Consider the following 14,996-nt stretch of genomic DNA (forward strand, 5'->3'; position numbering starts at 1 on the left):
GAGCGTCAGGCCAGGCGCTGACGCCGCCAGCGCAGCACCAGCATCAGCAGCTCGACCATGGCGATGAACATCAGGGTGTAGCCGAACAGCTCGGTGATTTCCTCGGCGGCGTCTTTGAACACGCGCAGGTAGTGATCGGCGAGCAGGTTGCGCCACATCTCGCCGCGGCCGTAGAGGCGCGAGAACACGTAGGTGCCGAAGAAGCCGGCGGCGAACAGGCCGCCGGATAAGGTCATCCCGAAGCGCTCGAGCTCGGCGGCGAAGGCGCGGCCGTTGCGGATTACCACGAACAGGATTGGTAGCACCAGCAGGGTCACCATCACCTGCCAGGCGCCGTCGAAGACGAACTGGTCGAGCCAGGAGTCCTGCTCGCGAATCAGCGAGGCGCCGAACAGGCCGATCAGCAGCAGGGTCAGGTGCGGCAGGCTGCCGTCCACGCGGCGGGTGACCAGCACCAGGATCATGGCGCCCAGCAGCAGCAGCGTCTGCATGGGTTCGGTGAGGCCGAGTTCGGTGAAGCGCAGGTTCGGCATGTGAGTCGCTTCGAAGAGCACGGCTTGAAGCAGGGCGGCGATCAGTAGCATGTAGCCGAAGCCGCGTAGGCACAGGGCTTTGAAACTGGTTCGGTCGGCGGAGTGTTCGGGCATGAGTAGGCGTCGGTAGTGTATTAGCCGACTAATTATACGTCTTCAACGTGGCTGTTGTCTGCCACCACGGGGTGTCGCGAGCGGCTCTGACGCCGGGCTTCCTCGAGCAGCCAGTCGTGGACCGCCTGGACCCGACGATCGTCCAGTGAGCCGGCGGCGTGCACGATGCCGTAATGCATGCCGGTCGCTACGCGCTGCTCGAAGGGCACCACCAGTGCGCCGGTGTCGAGCTCGTTGGTGATCAGCGTCTGGCGGGCGATGGCCACGCCCATGCCGGCCAGGGCGGCCTCCATGGTCAGGTGGTTGCGATTGAAGGTATAGCCGCGGCGCACGTTGAGTCGCGGAGCTCCGATGGCCTGCAGGTAGTGTTCCCACTCGCCGTAGTCATGGCTGCCCCGCCAGGCGGTCACGTCGTGGAGCAGCGGGTACCAGGCCAGGTCCTCGGGACGGCGCAGCGGCGGGCGCCCGCGCAGCAGTGCGGGCGCGCAGACCGGGAAGATCGTCTCCTCCATCAGCGGCGTGATCGACATGCCCGGATAGTGGCCGTCGTTGAGGTCAAGCGCCAGGTCGAATTCGCCCTCGCGCAGCGAGGTGCTGCTGTCTTCGGCGGTGATGTGCAGCTCGATGTCCGGGAAGCGGGCCTGCAGTCGCGGCAGGCGTGGCATCAGCCACTTGTTGAGGAAGGAGGGCACCACGCGCAGGCGGATGATGCCGCTCATTACCCCGCTGCGCAGCCGTTTCACCTCGAGGCCTACCGCCTGGTAGGCCTCGTCCACCACCGCGGCGAGACGGCGCCCCTCCTCGGTCAGGGCCAGCTGGCGCGGCAGGCGGCGAAACAGCTTGAAGCCCAGCCGTTCCTCGAGCTGCTTGATCTGTTGGCTGACCGCCCCGGTGGTGACATGCAGCTCCTCCGCCGCCCGGGTGAACGACAGGTGGCGGGCACTGACGGTGAACACCTTCAGCCAGGCATGGGTCTGAGAGTTGAGGAGTCGGCTCATGGTTTAGCAATTCTATACTGTGGGCAAGATATTGTGGATTGTCGTCTCGGCTGGGTGGCGACAACATTAAGGCCCAACGAAAGTGAAAGCCAGTTGGCTTTAGTGTAACTGACAATAAGGCGTCTCCGGCGTGATCCGGGCCCGACACGAGGTTCTCCCCATGGCAATCAGCGTCTTCGACCTGTTCAAGGTTGGTATCGGCCCTTCCAGCTCCCACACCGTCGGCCCGATGCGGGCGGCCTGGGACTTCGTTCAGGCCCTGCGCGCCCGGGACCTGCTGGAGCGCGTGGCCCGGGTCGAAGTACACCTGCACGGCTCGCTGTCCTCCACTGGCAAGGGGCACGGCACCGACCGCGCCACCATCATGGGGCTGATGGGCGAGCGTCCGGAGCTCATCGACCCGGCCATCGTCTCGCCCTGCATCGAGGAGCTGCTGGAATCCCAGACCCTGCTGCTCGACGGTCGCCTGGCGATACCCTTCCTGTGGACCCGGGACCTGCAGTGGCATGACGAGAGCCTGCCCTACCATCCCAACGCCATGACCCTGGTGGCCCATGGTCACGCCGAGGAGCTCTATCGCAACGTCTACTACTCGGTGGGCGGGGGCTTCGTGGTTGACGAGGCCCAGGCGGCCAGCGGCGAACTCGATAGCGACACTACCGCCTTGCCCTACGACTTCAACAGCGCCGCCGAGCTGCTGGCGCTGTGTCGGCTGCACGGTCTGCGTATCAGCGAGCTGATGATGGAGAACGAGAAGGCGTGGCGCGATGAGGCCGAGATCCGGGCCGGTCTTTGGCGCATCTGGGAGGCCATGCAGGACAGCGTGAACCAGGGGTTCGAGGCTGAGGGCGTGCTGCCGGGCGGGCTCAACGTCAAGCGCCGCGCCAGGGCCTTGCACCGTCGCCTGGAGGCGTTGGAAAGCGATACCAACCTGATCTCCACGACCTTCTCGGCCATGGACTGGGTCAACGTCTTCGCCCTGGCGGTCAACGAGGAGAACGCCGCTGGCGGGCGTATGGTCACCGCGCCCACCAACGGCGCGGCGGGCATTATCCCGGCGGTGCTGCACTACTACATGAAGTTCCAACCGGATGCCGACGAGCGCTGCGTGGTGGACTTCCTGCTCACCGCCGCCGCGGTGGGCATCCTGTGCAAGAAGAACGCGTCCATCTCCGGCGCCGAGGTAGGCTGCCAGGGCGAGGTGGGATCGGCCTGTGCCATGGCCGCCGCCGGCCTCACCGAGGTGCTGGGCGGCTCCCCGGCCCAGGTCGAGAACGCCGCCGAGATCGGCCTGGAGCACAACCTGGGACTCACCTGCGACCCGGTGGGCGGTCTGGTGCAGGTACCCTGCATCGAACGCAACGCCATCGCCTCGGTGAAGGCGATCAACGCCACCCAGATGGCTCTGCGCGGCGATGGCGAGCACTTCATCTCCCTGGACAAGGCCATTCGCACCATGCGTGATACCGGCGCCGACATGCAGGAGAAGTACAAGGAGACCTCGAAGGGCGGTCTGGCGGTCAACGCCATCGAGTGCTGAACGATCTCTCTCGGGGCGGCGCATGCCGCCCTGCCTGGCGCGTTGCTTCGGCGGCGCGCCTTTTTTGTTTGCAACCTATTGAAATAGCGGCATCTACGCCATTGGTCGAGTTTAACGTTTCGATGGTTGCCGGCCTTCGTTTCGTCCTCTAGCTTACGTTGACGTAAAGGTTAAAGAGTCCGCGGGGCTTGGGCCTCGATGCCGGTGACCTTGTCATGGTCTCGGTTTACAACAATGACAACAGCAACGTAACGACGGGCCGCCCCAGCGGCCTCGAGAGGACCTCAGATGACCCAGGAGTTCGTGCTCGAGACTCGCGGGTTGACCAAGCAGTTCCGCGGCTTCACCGCCGTGGACGGCGTCGACCTGCAGATTCGGGAAGGCCATATCCATGCCTTGATCGGCCCCAACGGCGCCGGCAAGACGACGGTCTTCAACCTGCTCACCAAGTTCCTGCCGCCCACCCACGGTGAGATCCTCTACCGCGGCAAGCCGATCACCGGGATGAAGGCCAACGAGATCGCCCGGCTCGGCCTGGTGCGTTCCTTCCAGATCTCGGCGGTGTTCGCCCACATGACGGCGCTGGAGAACGTACGGGTGGCCCTGCAGCGTAAGCTCGGCACCTCCTTCCACTTCTGGAAGTCCGAACGCTCCCTGGCTCCCCTCGACGCGCGGGCTCTGGCCCTGCTCGAACAAGTCGGTCTCCAGGACTATGCCGACGTGCTCACCGTAGAGATGCCCTACGGGCGCAAGCGCGCCTTGGAGGTGGCCACCACCCTGGCCCTGGAGCCCTCGGTGATGCTGCTCGACGAGCCGACCCAGGGCATGGGGGCCGAGGACGTCGATCGCATCGTCGAGCTGATCCGGCGGGTCTCGGCCGGGCGCACCGTGCTGATGGTGGAGCACAATCTCAGCGTGGTCAGCCGGCTGTGCGACCGCATCACCGTGCTGGCGCGCGGCGCGGTGCTCGCCGAGGGCGACTACGCCACGGTCTCCGCCGACCCGCGGGTCAAGGAGGCCTACATGGGCCGCGAGGCGGAAGAGGAGGTCGGCGCATGACTCAAACCGCGACGGCCGCTTCGGCCTACCACGATCTCGACGGCGCAGAGATGCTGCGCGTCCGCGACCTGCACGCCTTCTACGGCGAGTCGCACATCCTCCACGGCGTCGACTTCGACGTCCGCCGCGGCGAGCTGGTGACCCTGCTGGGGCGCAACGGCGCCGGGCGCAGCACCACTCTCAAGGCGATCATGAACATGGTCGGCCATCGTACCGGCTCGATCGTCATCAACGGCAACGAGACGCTGGCCATGCGCCCGCACCGCATCCCGCGGCTGGGCGTGGGCTACTGCCCGGAGGAGCGCGGCATCTTCTCGAGCCTCGACGTCGAGGAGAACCTGCTGCTGCCGCCCACGGTGCGGTCCGGCGGGATGGATCTCGACGAGATCTACACCATGTTCCCCAACCTCCAGGAGCGTCGCCGCAGCCCGGGCACCCGGCTCTCCGGCGGCGAGCAACAGATGCTGGCCATGGCGCGGATCCTGCGCACCGGGGCCCGCTTGCTGCTACTCGACGAGATCACCGAGGGCCTGGCGCCGGTCATCAACCAGGCGTTGGGCGAGGTGCTGGTCAAGCTCAAGGCGCGCGGCATGACCATCGTGCTGGTGGAACAGAACTTCCGCTTCGCCGCACCGCTTGCCGACCGTCATTTCGTCATGGAGCACGGTCGCATTGTCGAGGAGATCTCGGCCGCCGCGCTGCCGTCCCGGCGCGATCACCTGAATTCCCTGCTGGGGGTCTGACGGCACCGCCGTCGCCCCGGCCACTCACCACCTCTCGACAACAACAACTCCCCCTCGGGGGCATGGAGAGCACGATGACCTTTCACAAGCGCAGTCTCGCTGGTGCCATCGCCGCCACCCTGTTCGTCGCCGGCAGTGCCCAGGCCCAGATGAGCGACGAGGCCGTACGCATCGGCTACCTGGCCGACATGTCCGGCACCTATCGCGACCTGGCCGGCCCCGGTGGCCTCGAGGCACTGAACATGGCCATCGAGGATTTCGGTGGCGAGGTGAGCGGAGTGCCCATCGAGGTGTTCAGCGCCGACGACCGCAACAGCGCCGACGTGGGTGCCAACACCGTGCGCGGCTGGATCGACCAGCAGAACGTCGACCTGGTGGCCGGCATGGTGGCCTCCTCGGTCTCCATCGCCGTGACCAAGGCCCTCGAGGAGGCCAACGGCCTGGCCATCATCTCCGGGTCCGCGGCCTCGAGCATCACCAACGAGCACTGCACCCCGAACCATATCCACTGGGTCTACGACACCTATCCACTGGCCAACGGCACCGCCAAGGCGGTGGTCGAGCAGGGCGGCGATCGCTGGTTCATGCTCACCGCCGACTACGCCTTTGGCCATGCCCTGGAGGGCGACGTGACCCAGGTGGTGGAGGAGAACGGCGGCGAGGTAGTCGGCGGGGTGCGTCATCCTTTCCCGACCAGCGACTTCTCGTCCTACATCCTCCAGGCCCAGGGCTCCGGGGCGGATATCGTCGGCCTGGCCAATGCCGGTTCCGACACCGTCAATGCGATCAAGACCGCCAGCCAGTTCGGCCTGACCCAGGCCGGCCAGCAGCTTGCCGGCCTGCTGATCTTCCTCAACGACGTCCATGCCATGGGGCTGGAATCCACTCAGGGTCTGCTGTTGACCACCGGCTGGTACTGGGACATGGACGAGCAGTCTCGCGAGTGGGCAGAGCGTTACTTCGAACGCGTCGGGCGCATGCCGACCATGGTCCAGGCCGGGGTCTACTCCAGCACCCTACATTACCTGAATGCCGTGCAGGCGGCCGGGACCGACGAGCCCGAGGCGGTGCGCGCCCAGATGGCCGAGACCCCGGTGGAGGACTTCTTCGCCCGCAACGGCCGCATCCGTGAGGATGGTCGCATGGTCCACGACATGTACCTGGCCGAGGTAAAGTCGCCGGCCGAGTCCAGCGGCGAGTGGGATCTCTACGAGATCAAGAGCACCATTCCCGCCGACCAGGCCTACCGCCCGCTCAGCGAGAGCCAATGTGACCTGGTTAACCAGTGAGCTGAGCCTGCGGCGGCGAGCGCCGCCGCCCTTTTGGGGAAGCGCTGAGTAAATCGCCGAGCATAGTGAAGTGCAAGGCGCACGGAACACAGGAAGTGATACATAACAAGGGGTTAGGCGAGCTTTCGAGTGCCGTGCACAAATTCGCCAGGAGCGAATTTGAACCGTCTTTAGACGGGCCCGCAGGGTAGCCGCCAGGGATGGCGGCTATGGCGAAGCGATTTGCATGCGCAGGCATTTACGCAGTGTTTCCCTGATGGCGAGGAGACCCTTCTTATGACCATGATATTCGGGGTGCCGCTGGCGGTATTCATGGGCCAGCTGATGCTGGGCCTGATCAACGGCGCCTTCTATGCCCTTCTGAGCTTGGGGCTGGCGGTGATCTTCGGCCTGTTGAAGATCATCAACTTCGCCCACGGGGCCCAGTACATGCTGGGCGCCTTCGCGGCTCTGCTGGGGCTGCAGTACCTGGGTCTCGACTACTGGCTGGCGCTGCTGCTGGTGCCCCTGGTGGTTGGCGGACTCGGCATGGTGATCGAGCGCACCATCCTGCGCCGCATCGCCCATCTCGACCACCTCTATGGCCTGCTGCTGACCTATGGCCTGGCGCTGATCTTCGAGGGCACCCTGATCAACCTGTTCGGGGTGTCCGGCGCCAGCTATCCGGTCCCCGAGGCACTGCAGGGCGGCCTGAACCTGGGCTTCATGTTCCTGCCCACCTATCGCGGCTGGGTGCTGGTCGCGGCGCTGGTGGTGTGCCTCGCCACCTGGTTCATCATCGAGCGTACCCGCCTCGGGGCCTACCTGAGGGCCGGCACCGAGAATCCGGCGCTGATGCAGGCGTTCGGCGTCAACGTGCCGCAGCTGGTCACCCTGACCTACGGCTTCGGGGTGGCGCTGGCGGCCTTCGCCGGGGTGCTGGCCGCGCCTCTCTATCCGGTGTCGCCGACCATGGGTTCGAGCCTGTTGATCGTGGTCTTCGCCGTGGTGGTGATCGGCGGCATGGGCTCGATCCTCGGCGCCATCCTCACCGGCCTGGGCATGGGCCTGGTCGAGGGACTGACCAAGGTGTACTACCCCGAGGCCGCCAACACCGTGATCTTCCTGGTGATGATCCTGGTGCTGATGCTGCGTCCCGCGGGACTCTTCGGTAAGGAGGCATGACATGACGGCCACCACCCAGATCCTCACCCCCTCGATGAAGCGGCGTCGGCGCGCCCGGCAGCGTCGTGGGGCCCTCTACCTGGCCCTGCTGGCCGCCGGCCTGGCGGCCCCCTTCGTGGCCTATCCGGTGTTCCTGATGAAGGTGCTGTGCTTCGCGCTGTTCGCCTGCGCCTTTAACCTGCTGCTGGGCTATGCGGGGCTATTGTCCTTCGGCCATGCGGCTTTCCTGGCCACTGGGGGCTATGTCACCGGTTACTTGCTGTCGAGTCACCCGGGCCTGACGCCGGAGACCGGGATCCTCGCCGGAACCCTGGCCAGCCTGCTGCTCGGTCTGGCCTTCGGCGCCCTGGCGATTCGCCGCCAGGGCATCTACTTCGCCATGGTCACCCTGGCGCTGGCGCAGATGGTGTTCTTCTTCTATATCCAGGCGCCCTTCACCGGCGGCGAGGACGGCCTGCACGGCGTGCCCCGCGGACGGCTGTTCGGCTTGGTCGACCTGTCCAGCAACCTGGCCATGTACTACTTCGTGTTCGCGGTCTTCGTGATCGGCTTCGCCATCATCCAGCGCACCGTGCACTCGCCCTTCGGTCAGGTGCTCAAGGCGATTCGCGAGAATGAGCCGCGGGCCGTGTCGCTGGGCTACAACGTCGATGCCTACAAGCTGCTTGCCTTCGTGATCTCGGCGGGCCTGGCCGGCCTGGCGGGCGCCACCAAGACGGTGGTCTTCCAGCTGGCCTCGCTCACCGATGCCCACTGGCACATGTCCGGCGAGGTCATCCTGATGACCCTGCTCGGCGGGGTGGGCACCCTGTTCGGTCCGCTGGTGGGGGCGGGGCTGGTAGTCAGCCTGCAGACCCAGCTCGCCCAGTCGCCGCTGGGCAACTGGGTCAGCGTGATCCTGGGGGCGATCTTCGTGATTTGCGTGCTGAGCTTCCGCAGCGGCATCGTCGGCGAGATCGACAAGATCGTGCGCAAGAACTTCAAGTAAGGGCTTCGGCATGGCGCCCTCGATGGGCGCCGTGGCCGTCAGCGTTCGATGGCGCGCCGCGGCGGTAGGGTTTCGCCGATGTGCGCGACCAGGTAGTCGAGGAAGCGCTGGACCTTGGCCGAACGGTGGCGGTGTCGAGGGTAGACGGCCCACACCGCGGTGTCGCCATGGCGGTAGGCGTCGAGCACGCTGATCAGCTTGCCCCGGGCCAGGTATTCCTCGACATAGTAGTCGGGTAGCTGGGCCAGCCCCAGGCCCTTGAGGGTGGCGTCGAGCAGGGCCGGGCCGGAATTGCCTCGCCAGGGACCGTCAACGCGGACCTCGCGGCGCACGCCGTCGACGTCGAAGCGCCAGTGGTCCTTCGAGCCGATCAGGCAGCGATGGCGTGACAGTTCCGACAGGCTGTGGGGCTGGGCGATGCGGGTAAAGTAGCTCGGCGAGCCGACCACGTACTCGCGGCGTTCGCACAGCCGACGGGCGATCAGCGTGGAGTCCTTCAGCGCGCCCATGCGAATGGCGACGTCGAAGCCCTCGTCGATGATGTCCACCTGACGATTGGTGAAGTGCATGTGCACCTCGAGGCGTGGATGGGCGCACATGAAGTCATGCACCAGCGGGGCGATGAAGCGCTCGCCGAAGGTGGTGGCACAGGTCAGCCCTAGCCGGCCGGTGGGCGTATCCTGCAGTTCCTTGACCGCGGTCTCGGCCTCGCGGAAGCCCTCGAACAGGTGCTGGCAGTGCTGATAGTAGAGGCGTCCGGCCTCGGTGAGTCGTATCCGACGGGTCGTGCGGTAGAGCAGGGTGGTGCCCAGCTGGTTTTCCAGTTGGCTGACCAGCCGGCTGACATGGGAGCTCGAGACCTTCAGCTGCTCGGCGGCGGCATTGAAGGCGCCCAAACGTACGACCTCGATGAAGGCCTCGACACGGTCCCAGCGTTGCATTGCCATCTCTCTCTGCTGGATTGTTGCACATCAACAATAATGTGATGCGTTTGATGCAGTTTATCCGAGTGTGGGGCCTTGCCTAGACTGGGGAGAGACCATCACCCACCGAGAGGATCGGATCATGAAATCACGCGCCGCCGTCGCCCTGGAAGCGGGCAAGCCCCTGGAACTGGCCGAGATCGACGTTGAAGGCCCGAAGGCGGGCGAAGTGCTGGTGCGCATGGCCGCTACCAGTGTTTGCCACACCGACGCCTATACGTTGTCCGGGTCCGACCCGGAGGGGCTCTTCCCCTCCGTGCTGGGTCATGAGGGCGCCGGTATTGTCGAAGAAGTGGGCGAGGGCGTCACCAGCCTGCGTCCCGGCGACCACGTCATTCCGCTCTACACCGCCGAGTGCGGCAAGTGCAAGTTCTGCCTGTCCGGCAAGACCAACCTGTGCCAGGCGGTCCGCGCCACCCAGGGCAAGGGCGTGATGCCCGACGGCACCAGCCGCTTCTCGCTGGACGGCAAGAAGCTGCACCACTACATGGGCTGCTCCACCTTCAGCGAGTACACCGTGGTACCCGAGGTGTCCCTGGCCGTGGTCTCCAAGGATGCGCCGCTGGACAAGATCTGCCTGCTCGGCTGTGGCGTGACCACCGGCATCGGTGCGGTCATGAACACCGCCAAGGTCGAGCCGGGCGCCACCGTGGCAGTGTTTGGCCTCGGCGCCATCGGCCTGGCCGTGATCCAGGGCGCGGCGATGGCCAAGGCCAGCCGCATCATCGCCATCGACGTGAACCCGGAGAAGTTCGAGCTGGCCAAGCAGTTCGGCGCCACCGAGTTCGTCAACCCGAAGGACTACAGCAACTCCATCCAAGAGGTCATCGTCGAGCTGACCGATGGCGGCGTCGACTACTCCTTCGAGTGCATCGGTAATGTCAACGTCATGCGCTCGGCCCTGGAGTGCTGCCACAAGGGCTGGGGCGAGTCGGTGATCATCGGCGTGGCCGGTGCCGGCGAGGAGATCTCTACCCGTCCGTTCCAGCTGGTCACCGGCCGGGTCTGGAAAGGCTCTGCCTTCGGTGGCGTCAAGGGCCGCACCGAACTGCCGGGCTACGTGGATCGTTACATGAAGGGCGAGATCAACATCGACGACTTCATCACCCACGACATGCCGTTCGAGAAGATCAACGAGGCCTTCGAGCTGCTGCACAAGGGCGAGAGCATCCGCACCGTGCTGCACTTTTAATCGCGCCCGATGCCGCGCGCAGGGCTCGATACGCGCCCGACGCCGCGCGTCTTCTCTTGACCGACCCGAGCCCGGTGTCGCGGGAGCCGCATCGATCGATGCGCCCGCGACACCGGGCGAATCTGACGAGGAATCGCCCATGACCATGACCGAACACCTCGAGCTGGTCTCGGCCAACCGCAGCTTCGGCGGCTGGCACAAGCGCTATCGGCACCGTTCGCGGGCGCTCGACTGCGAGATGACCTTCGCCATCTACCTGCCGCCCCAGGCGGAGACCGAGCGGGTGCCGCTGCTGTGGTGGCTGTCGGGGCTGACCTGCACCGACGAGAACTTCATGCAGAAGGCCGGCGCTCAGCGTCTGGCCGCGGAGCTGGGCATCGCCATCGTCTGCCCGGACACCAGCCCCCGGGGGCTGAACCTGCCCGGCGAGGACGACAGCTACGATTTCGGCACCGGGGCAGGGTTCTACGTCAACGCCACCCAGTCACCCTGGAAGGCCAACTACCGGATGTATGACTACGTGGCCGAGGAGCTGCCCTCGGTGGTGCGCCAGCACTTCCCGGTCAACGGCCGGGAGGCGATCAGCGGCCACTCCATGGGCGGTCACGGTGCGCTGATCCTGGCCCTGCGTCGTCCCGGGCACTATCGCTCGGTGTCGGCCTTTGCGCCGGTCGTCAATCCGACCCAGTGTCCCTGGGGGCGCAAGGCCTTCGGCAACTATCTGGGCGAGGACGTCAGCCACTGGACCCAGTACGACGCCTGTGAGTTGGTAGCCCGGGGAGCTTCCCGTCAGCCACTGTTCGTCGACCAAGGCGAGGCCGACGACTTCCTCGAGGAGCAGCTGTGTCCCGAGCGCCTGGAGGCGGTGTGCGCCGAGCACGATCATCCGCTGACCCTGCGCCGGCAGCCCGGCTACGATCACAGCTATTTCTTCATCGCCAGCTTCATCGACGACCATCTACGCTACCACGCCGAGCATCTGCATGCCCGACGCTGAGCCGTTTCTCTCCCCTCCGCGCCGCCTTTCAAGGCGGCGCTTTTCGTTGCATGCATCGTGTTTCTTTTGCGTCATCGACATGCTTGTTAACGACTCATTGTCGCTATACACCGGGAATCCATTCCCCGATAGGCAAATTTGACATGCTGAAAAACGACACGGCGGGTAAATTTCGCAATGAGCATGCCTGTTAACGACAGGCAACTCTTTCCAAAAAATCGAACAAAGCCCCTTCCGATAACAAGAACACGACAATATACACCGTGCTGGAGACCAAGATGACAAGCGCTCCTCAGGCCTCGCGTAATGCCGCCGTTCCCCAGACCCTCGGCTTCCTGCTGTTGGATAATTTCACCCTGATCTCGCTGGCCTCGGCCATCGAGCCGCTACGCATGGCCAACCAGCTGGCGGGCCGTGAGCTCTATCGCTGGTATACCCTGAGCCTCGACGGCGGGCCGGTGAAGGCCAGCGATGGCCTTCAGGTGACGCCCGACGCCTCGACCACGGTGCCGCTGGCGCTGGACACGGTGATCGTGTGCGGCGGCGTGGGACCTCAGCGCAGCGTGCAGCGTGAGCATGTCATCTGGCTGCAGTCCCAGGCGCGACAGTCGCGACGCCTGGGGGCGGTGTGCACCGGCACCTGGGCGCTGGCTCGGGCGGGGCTGCTCGACGGCTTCGAGGCCAGCGTGCACTGGGAGTGCCTGGCCGCCATGCAGGAAGCCTTTCCCAAGGTGGCGCTTACCACCCGGCTGTTCTCCATCGACCGCGATCGGGCGACCTCCTCCGGGGGCACGGCGCCGCTGGACATGATGCTGACCCTGATTGCACGTGACCACGGTCGCGAGCTGGCCGCCGGCATCTCCGAGATGTTCATCTACGACAGGGTACGCAACGAGCAGGATCAGCAGCGAGTGCCCCTCAAGCATGTGCTCGGCACGACCCAGCCGCGGCTGCTGGAGATCGTGGCGCTGATGGAGGCCAACCTGGAGGAGCCGATCAGCCTCGACGAGCTGGCCGAATACGTCAACGTCTCGCGCCGCCAGCTGGAACGGCTGTTCCAGAAGAATCTGCACTGCTCGCCGTCACGCTACTATCTCAAGCTGCGCTTGACGCGGGCCCGGCAGTTGCTCAAGCAGACCCCGATGTCGATCATCGAGGTAGCGTCGGCCTGCGGCTTCGTCTCCACGCCGCATTTCTCCAAGTGCTATCGGGAGTACTTCGGTATCCCGCCACGCGACGAACGGCTGGGATCCAGCGCTGTCGAGCTGGTGCCGGTGGAGCTGGGCCGCGAGGCAGCCGTCATGCTACAGTCCGCCTCGTTCGAGTCGGTTCCCGAGGCACCGGTATCCGCGGCCATGAGCGCCCTGGATCAAGCCAGGGGCGAGCCGACCTATGCCAGTGTCAGGTTGAGGAACTAGGAGCTCCTTCCCGGCCCTCGGTGACGATGGGTGCCGTGAGCTCCCGTCTCGCCCGTCTGGCGGTCACGGAGCTCCGGGCGGGAGGCGATGCGCAAAGGACTAGGATGGCTGGTGCGGGCCTTGGGGCTCGCGCTGCTCGGCTGGATCGGGCTCAGCGTGCTGGCGGTGCTGATGTTCCGGGTGGTGCCGGTGGGCGGTTCCATGGTGATGCTCGAGCGCAAGGTGGAAGCCTGGAGCGCCGGTGAATCCCTGGATATCCGCCAGGATTGGCGCCCCTGGGCCGAGCTTGCCGATACAGCCAAACTGGCGGTGATCGCCGCCGAGGACCAGCGCTTCCCCGATCATCACGGTTTCGACCTGGTCGAGCTTCGCCGCGCCGTCGAGGCCAGTCTCAACGGCGGTGACCTGCGCGGTGCCAGTACGCTCAGTCAACAGACCGCCAAGAACCTGTTCCTGTGGACCGGTCGCAGTTGGGTACGCAAGGGGCTGGAAGCCTGGTTCACCCTGCTGCTCGAGACGCTCTGGCCCAAGGAGCGGATCCTCGAGGTCTATCTCAATATCGCCGAATGGGACGACGGGGTCTTCGGCCTGGAGGCCGCGGCCCAGCATTACTTTGGTGTCTCCGCGTCCCGCCTCAGTGCCGCCCAGGCCAGTCGGTTGGCCGCTATCCTGCCTAATCCCCGGGGCTGGAGTGCCTCCCGCCCCAGTGCCCACGTGCTGAGTCGCAGCGCCTGGATCCGTGGCCAGATGCGCAATCTCGGCACCGCTTACCTCGAACGACTCTAACGCGCTCGATGGCCCCCGAGGGGGCCCTGGCGCGACACCGCTTTCCCGTCGTGTCGCGATCGCGACGATCGTGACGTTTTTGGAATTTTCCCGGTCGCTTCCAGGCGCCGGGCCCCGCGGGGTGGGGGATATGCTGCCGGCGTGATCATGCACCACCACGGAGCCCCCGCCATGACCCCTGCCGAGCTGCACCAGGATGCCATCGTCATTGATGGCCTGATTATCGCCAAGTGGAATCGCGAGCTGTTCGAGGACATGCGCAAGGGCGGCCTGACGGCTGCCAACTGCACCGTGTCCGTCTGGGAAGGTTTCCAGGCCACCGTCGACAACATCGTCAAGACCAATGCCCTGATGGCCGAGTCCAGCGATCTGGTGCGCCCGGTCCGTACCACCGCCGACATCACTCGGGCCAAGGAAGAGGGCAAGACAGGGATCATCTACGGGTTCCAGAACGCCCACGCCTTCGAGGACCAGATCGGCTACGTCGAGATCTTCAAGCAGCTAGGCGTGGGCATCGTGCAGATGTGCTACAACACCCAGAACCTGGTCGGCACCGGCTGCTATGAGCGTGATGGCGGGCTGTCCGGCTTCGGTCACGAGATCGTCGCCGAGATGAACCGTGTGGGAATCATGTGCGATCTCTCCCACGTCGGCGAGACCACCTCCCGCGAGGTCATCGAGGCCTCCGAGAAACCGGTGTGCTACTCCCACTGCCTGCCGTCCGGTCTCAAGGAACACCCGCGCAACAAGTCCGACGAGGAGCTCAGGTTCATCGCCGACAACGGCGGCTTCGTCGGCGTGACCATGTTCACCCCCTTCCTGCGCGCCGGCGTCGACGCCACCGTCGACGATTACGTCGAGGCCATCGAATACGTGATGAACATCGTCGGCGAGGATGCCATCGGCGTCGGCACCGACTTCACCCAGGGGCACGACAAGCAGTTCTTCGAGTGGCTGACCCACGACAAGGGCTATGCCCGCCGCCTGACCAGCTTCGGCAAGATCATCAATCCCGAGGGCATCCGCACCATCGGCGAATTCGGCAACCTCACCGAGGCATTGCTGAAGCGCGGCATGAGCGAGCGCCAGGTGCGCAAGATCATGGGGGAGAACTGGGTCAATGTCCTGAAGGACGTCTGGGGCAGCTAGGGCCAAGAACGAAGAGGGAAGAGGGAAGAGGGAAGAGGGAAGA

Annotated in this window: 14 protein-coding genes; 11 read left to right on the top strand and 3 right to left on the bottom strand. The window is 65.4% G+C overall.

Annotated features, from left to right (window positions below; genetic code table 11):
- Positions 1-5: 5 nt before the first annotated feature.
- Both ACGTN6_RS05325 and ACGTN6_RS05330 read right to left on the bottom strand, forming a co-directional pair.
- Positions 6-647: a hypothetical protein gene (locus ACGTN6_RS05325; protein ID WP_394590251.1), complete on the bottom strand. Its 642-nt coding sequence runs from the start codon at positions 645-647 to the stop codon at positions 6-8.
- Between the two features lie 32 nt (positions 648-679).
- Complete coding sequence (locus ACGTN6_RS05330) at positions 680-1,645, bottom strand: LysR substrate-binding domain-containing protein (protein WP_394590252.1); 966 nt, start codon at positions 1,643-1,645, stop codon at positions 680-682.
- Between the two features lie 160 nt (positions 1,646-1,805).
- Here ACGTN6_RS05330 and ACGTN6_RS05335 point away from each other — a divergent pair, with 160 nt between their 5' ends.
- From ACGTN6_RS05335 to ACGTN6_RS05360, 6 genes are all read left to right on the top strand, one after another.
- The gene (locus tag ACGTN6_RS05335; RefSeq protein ID WP_394590253.1) at positions 1,806-3,185 is read left to right on the top strand and encodes an L-serine ammonia-lyase; all 1,380 of its coding nucleotides are present in this window, start codon (positions 1,806-1,808) and stop codon (positions 3,183-3,185) included.
- A 288-nt stretch (positions 3,186-3,473) separates the two neighbouring features.
- Entirely contained in the window at positions 3,474-4,244 is a 771-nt protein-coding gene (locus ACGTN6_RS05340) for an ABC transporter ATP-binding protein (protein ID WP_394590254.1), read from the top strand.
- Complete coding sequence (locus ACGTN6_RS05345; RefSeq protein ID WP_394590255.1) at positions 4,241-4,987, top strand: ABC transporter ATP-binding protein; 747 nt, start codon at positions 4,241-4,243, stop codon at positions 4,985-4,987. Before ACGTN6_RS05340 ends, ACGTN6_RS05345 begins: the two co-directional genes overlap by 4 nt.
- A gap of 74 nt (positions 4,988-5,061) precedes the next feature.
- Positions 5,062-6,276: an ABC transporter substrate-binding protein gene (locus ACGTN6_RS05350; protein WP_394590256.1), complete on the top strand. Its 1,215-nt coding sequence runs from the start codon at positions 5,062-5,064 to the stop codon at positions 6,274-6,276.
- 276 nt (positions 6,277-6,552) lie between these two features.
- Positions 6,553-7,440, top strand: coding sequence for a branched-chain amino acid ABC transporter permease (locus tag ACGTN6_RS05355; RefSeq protein ID WP_394590257.1), 888 nt, complete (start codon positions 6,553-6,555; stop codon positions 7,438-7,440).
- A 1-nt stretch (position 7,441) separates the two neighbouring features.
- Positions 7,442-8,428 carry a branched-chain amino acid ABC transporter permease gene (locus tag ACGTN6_RS05360; protein WP_394590259.1) on the top strand — a complete coding sequence of 329 codons (987 nt, stop codon included), beginning with the start codon at positions 7,442-7,444 and terminating at the stop codon, positions 8,426-8,428.
- Positions 8,429-8,466: 38 nt separating this feature from the next.
- Here ACGTN6_RS05360 and ACGTN6_RS05365 read toward each other — a convergent pair whose 3' ends face one another.
- The gene (locus tag ACGTN6_RS05365) at positions 8,467-9,369 is read right to left on the bottom strand and encodes a LysR family transcriptional regulator (protein WP_394590260.1); all 903 of its coding nucleotides are present in this window, start codon (positions 9,367-9,369) and stop codon (positions 8,467-8,469) included.
- Between the two features lie 124 nt (positions 9,370-9,493).
- Between ACGTN6_RS05365 and ACGTN6_RS05370 the strand changes: the two genes are divergently transcribed.
- The 5 genes from ACGTN6_RS05370 (at position 9,494) to ACGTN6_RS05390 (ending at position 14,953) form a co-directional block, all read left to right on the top strand.
- Positions 9,494-10,603 carry an S-(hydroxymethyl)glutathione dehydrogenase/class III alcohol dehydrogenase gene (locus tag ACGTN6_RS05370; RefSeq protein ID WP_394590261.1) on the top strand — a complete coding sequence of 370 codons (1,110 nt, stop codon included), beginning with the start codon at positions 9,494-9,496 and terminating at the stop codon, positions 10,601-10,603.
- A 139-nt stretch (positions 10,604-10,742) separates the two neighbouring features.
- Positions 10,743-11,600 carry an S-formylglutathione hydrolase gene (fghA, locus tag ACGTN6_RS05375; RefSeq protein WP_394590262.1) on the top strand — a complete coding sequence of 286 codons (858 nt, stop codon included), beginning with the start codon at positions 10,743-10,745 and terminating at the stop codon, positions 11,598-11,600.
- A gap of 278 nt (positions 11,601-11,878) precedes the next feature.
- Positions 11,879-13,018 carry a choline metabolism transcriptional regulator GbdR gene (gene gbdR / locus ACGTN6_RS05380; RefSeq protein WP_394590263.1) on the top strand — a complete coding sequence of 380 codons (1,140 nt, stop codon included), beginning with the start codon at positions 11,879-11,881 and terminating at the stop codon, positions 13,016-13,018.
- Positions 13,019-13,105: 87 nt separating this feature from the next.
- Positions 13,106-13,804 carry a monofunctional biosynthetic peptidoglycan transglycosylase gene (mtgA, locus tag ACGTN6_RS05385; protein ID WP_394590265.1) on the top strand — a complete coding sequence of 233 codons (699 nt, stop codon included), beginning with the start codon at positions 13,106-13,108 and terminating at the stop codon, positions 13,802-13,804.
- A 171-nt stretch (positions 13,805-13,975) separates the two neighbouring features.
- Positions 13,976-14,953 (top strand): dipeptidase, encoded by a 978-nt coding sequence (locus tag ACGTN6_RS05390; RefSeq protein WP_394590266.1) that lies wholly within the window; start codon positions 13,976-13,978, stop codon positions 14,951-14,953.
- The last annotated feature ends 43 nt before the right edge of the window (positions 14,954-14,996 follow it).

The organism is Halomonas sp. B23F22_20, assembly GCF_043496985.1.
Classification (GTDB): Bacteria; Pseudomonadota; Gammaproteobacteria; order Pseudomonadales; family Halomonadaceae; genus Halomonas.

What these genes read in the sequence shown, in the direction of transcription:
- ACGTN6_RS05340 (WP_394590254.1), top strand. Translation starts at nt 3,474, where the DNA reads ATGACCCAGGAGTTCGTGCTCGAGACTCGCGGGTTGACCAAGCAGTTC.
- ACGTN6_RS05350 (WP_394590256.1), top strand. Translation starts at nt 5,062, where the DNA reads ATGACCTTTCACAAGCGCAGTCTCGCTGGTGCCATCGCCGCCACCCTG.
- fghA (WP_394590262.1), top strand. Translation starts at nt 10,743, where the DNA reads ATGACCATGACCGAACACCTCGAGCTGGTCTCGGCCAACCGCAGCTTC.
- ACGTN6_RS05345 (WP_394590255.1), top strand. Translation starts at nt 4,241, where the DNA reads ATGACTCAAACCGCGACGGCCGCTTCGGCCTACCACGATCTCGACGGC.
- ACGTN6_RS05390 (WP_394590266.1), top strand. Translation starts at nt 13,976, where the DNA reads ATGACCCCTGCCGAGCTGCACCAGGATGCCATCGTCATTGATGGCCTG.
- ACGTN6_RS05355 (WP_394590257.1), top strand. Translation starts at nt 6,553, where the DNA reads ATGACCATGATATTCGGGGTGCCGCTGGCGGTATTCATGGGCCAGCTG.
- ACGTN6_RS05370 (WP_394590261.1), top strand. Translation starts at nt 9,494, where the DNA reads ATGAAATCACGCGCCGCCGTCGCCCTGGAAGCGGGCAAGCCCCTGGAA.
- ACGTN6_RS05330 (WP_394590252.1), bottom strand. Translation starts at nt 1,645, where the DNA reads ATGAGCCGACTCCTCAACTCTCAGACCCATGCCTGGCTGAAGGTGTTC.
- ACGTN6_RS05360 (WP_394590259.1), top strand. Translation starts at nt 7,442, where the DNA reads ATGACGGCCACCACCCAGATCCTCACCCCCTCGATGAAGCGGCGTCGG.
- mtgA (WP_394590265.1), top strand. Translation starts at nt 13,106, where the DNA reads ATGCGCAAAGGACTAGGATGGCTGGTGCGGGCCTTGGGGCTCGCGCTG.
- ACGTN6_RS05365 (WP_394590260.1), bottom strand. Translation starts at nt 9,369, where the DNA reads ATGCAACGCTGGGACCGTGTCGAGGCCTTCATCGAGGTCGTACGTTTG.
- ACGTN6_RS05325 (WP_394590251.1), bottom strand. Translation starts at nt 647, where the DNA reads ATGCCCGAACACTCCGCCGACCGAACCAGTTTCAAAGCCCTGTGCCTA.
- gbdR (WP_394590263.1), top strand. Translation starts at nt 11,879, where the DNA reads ATGACAAGCGCTCCTCAGGCCTCGCGTAATGCCGCCGTTCCCCAGACC.
- ACGTN6_RS05335 (WP_394590253.1), top strand. Translation starts at nt 1,806, where the DNA reads ATGGCAATCAGCGTCTTCGACCTGTTCAAGGTTGGTATCGGCCCTTCC.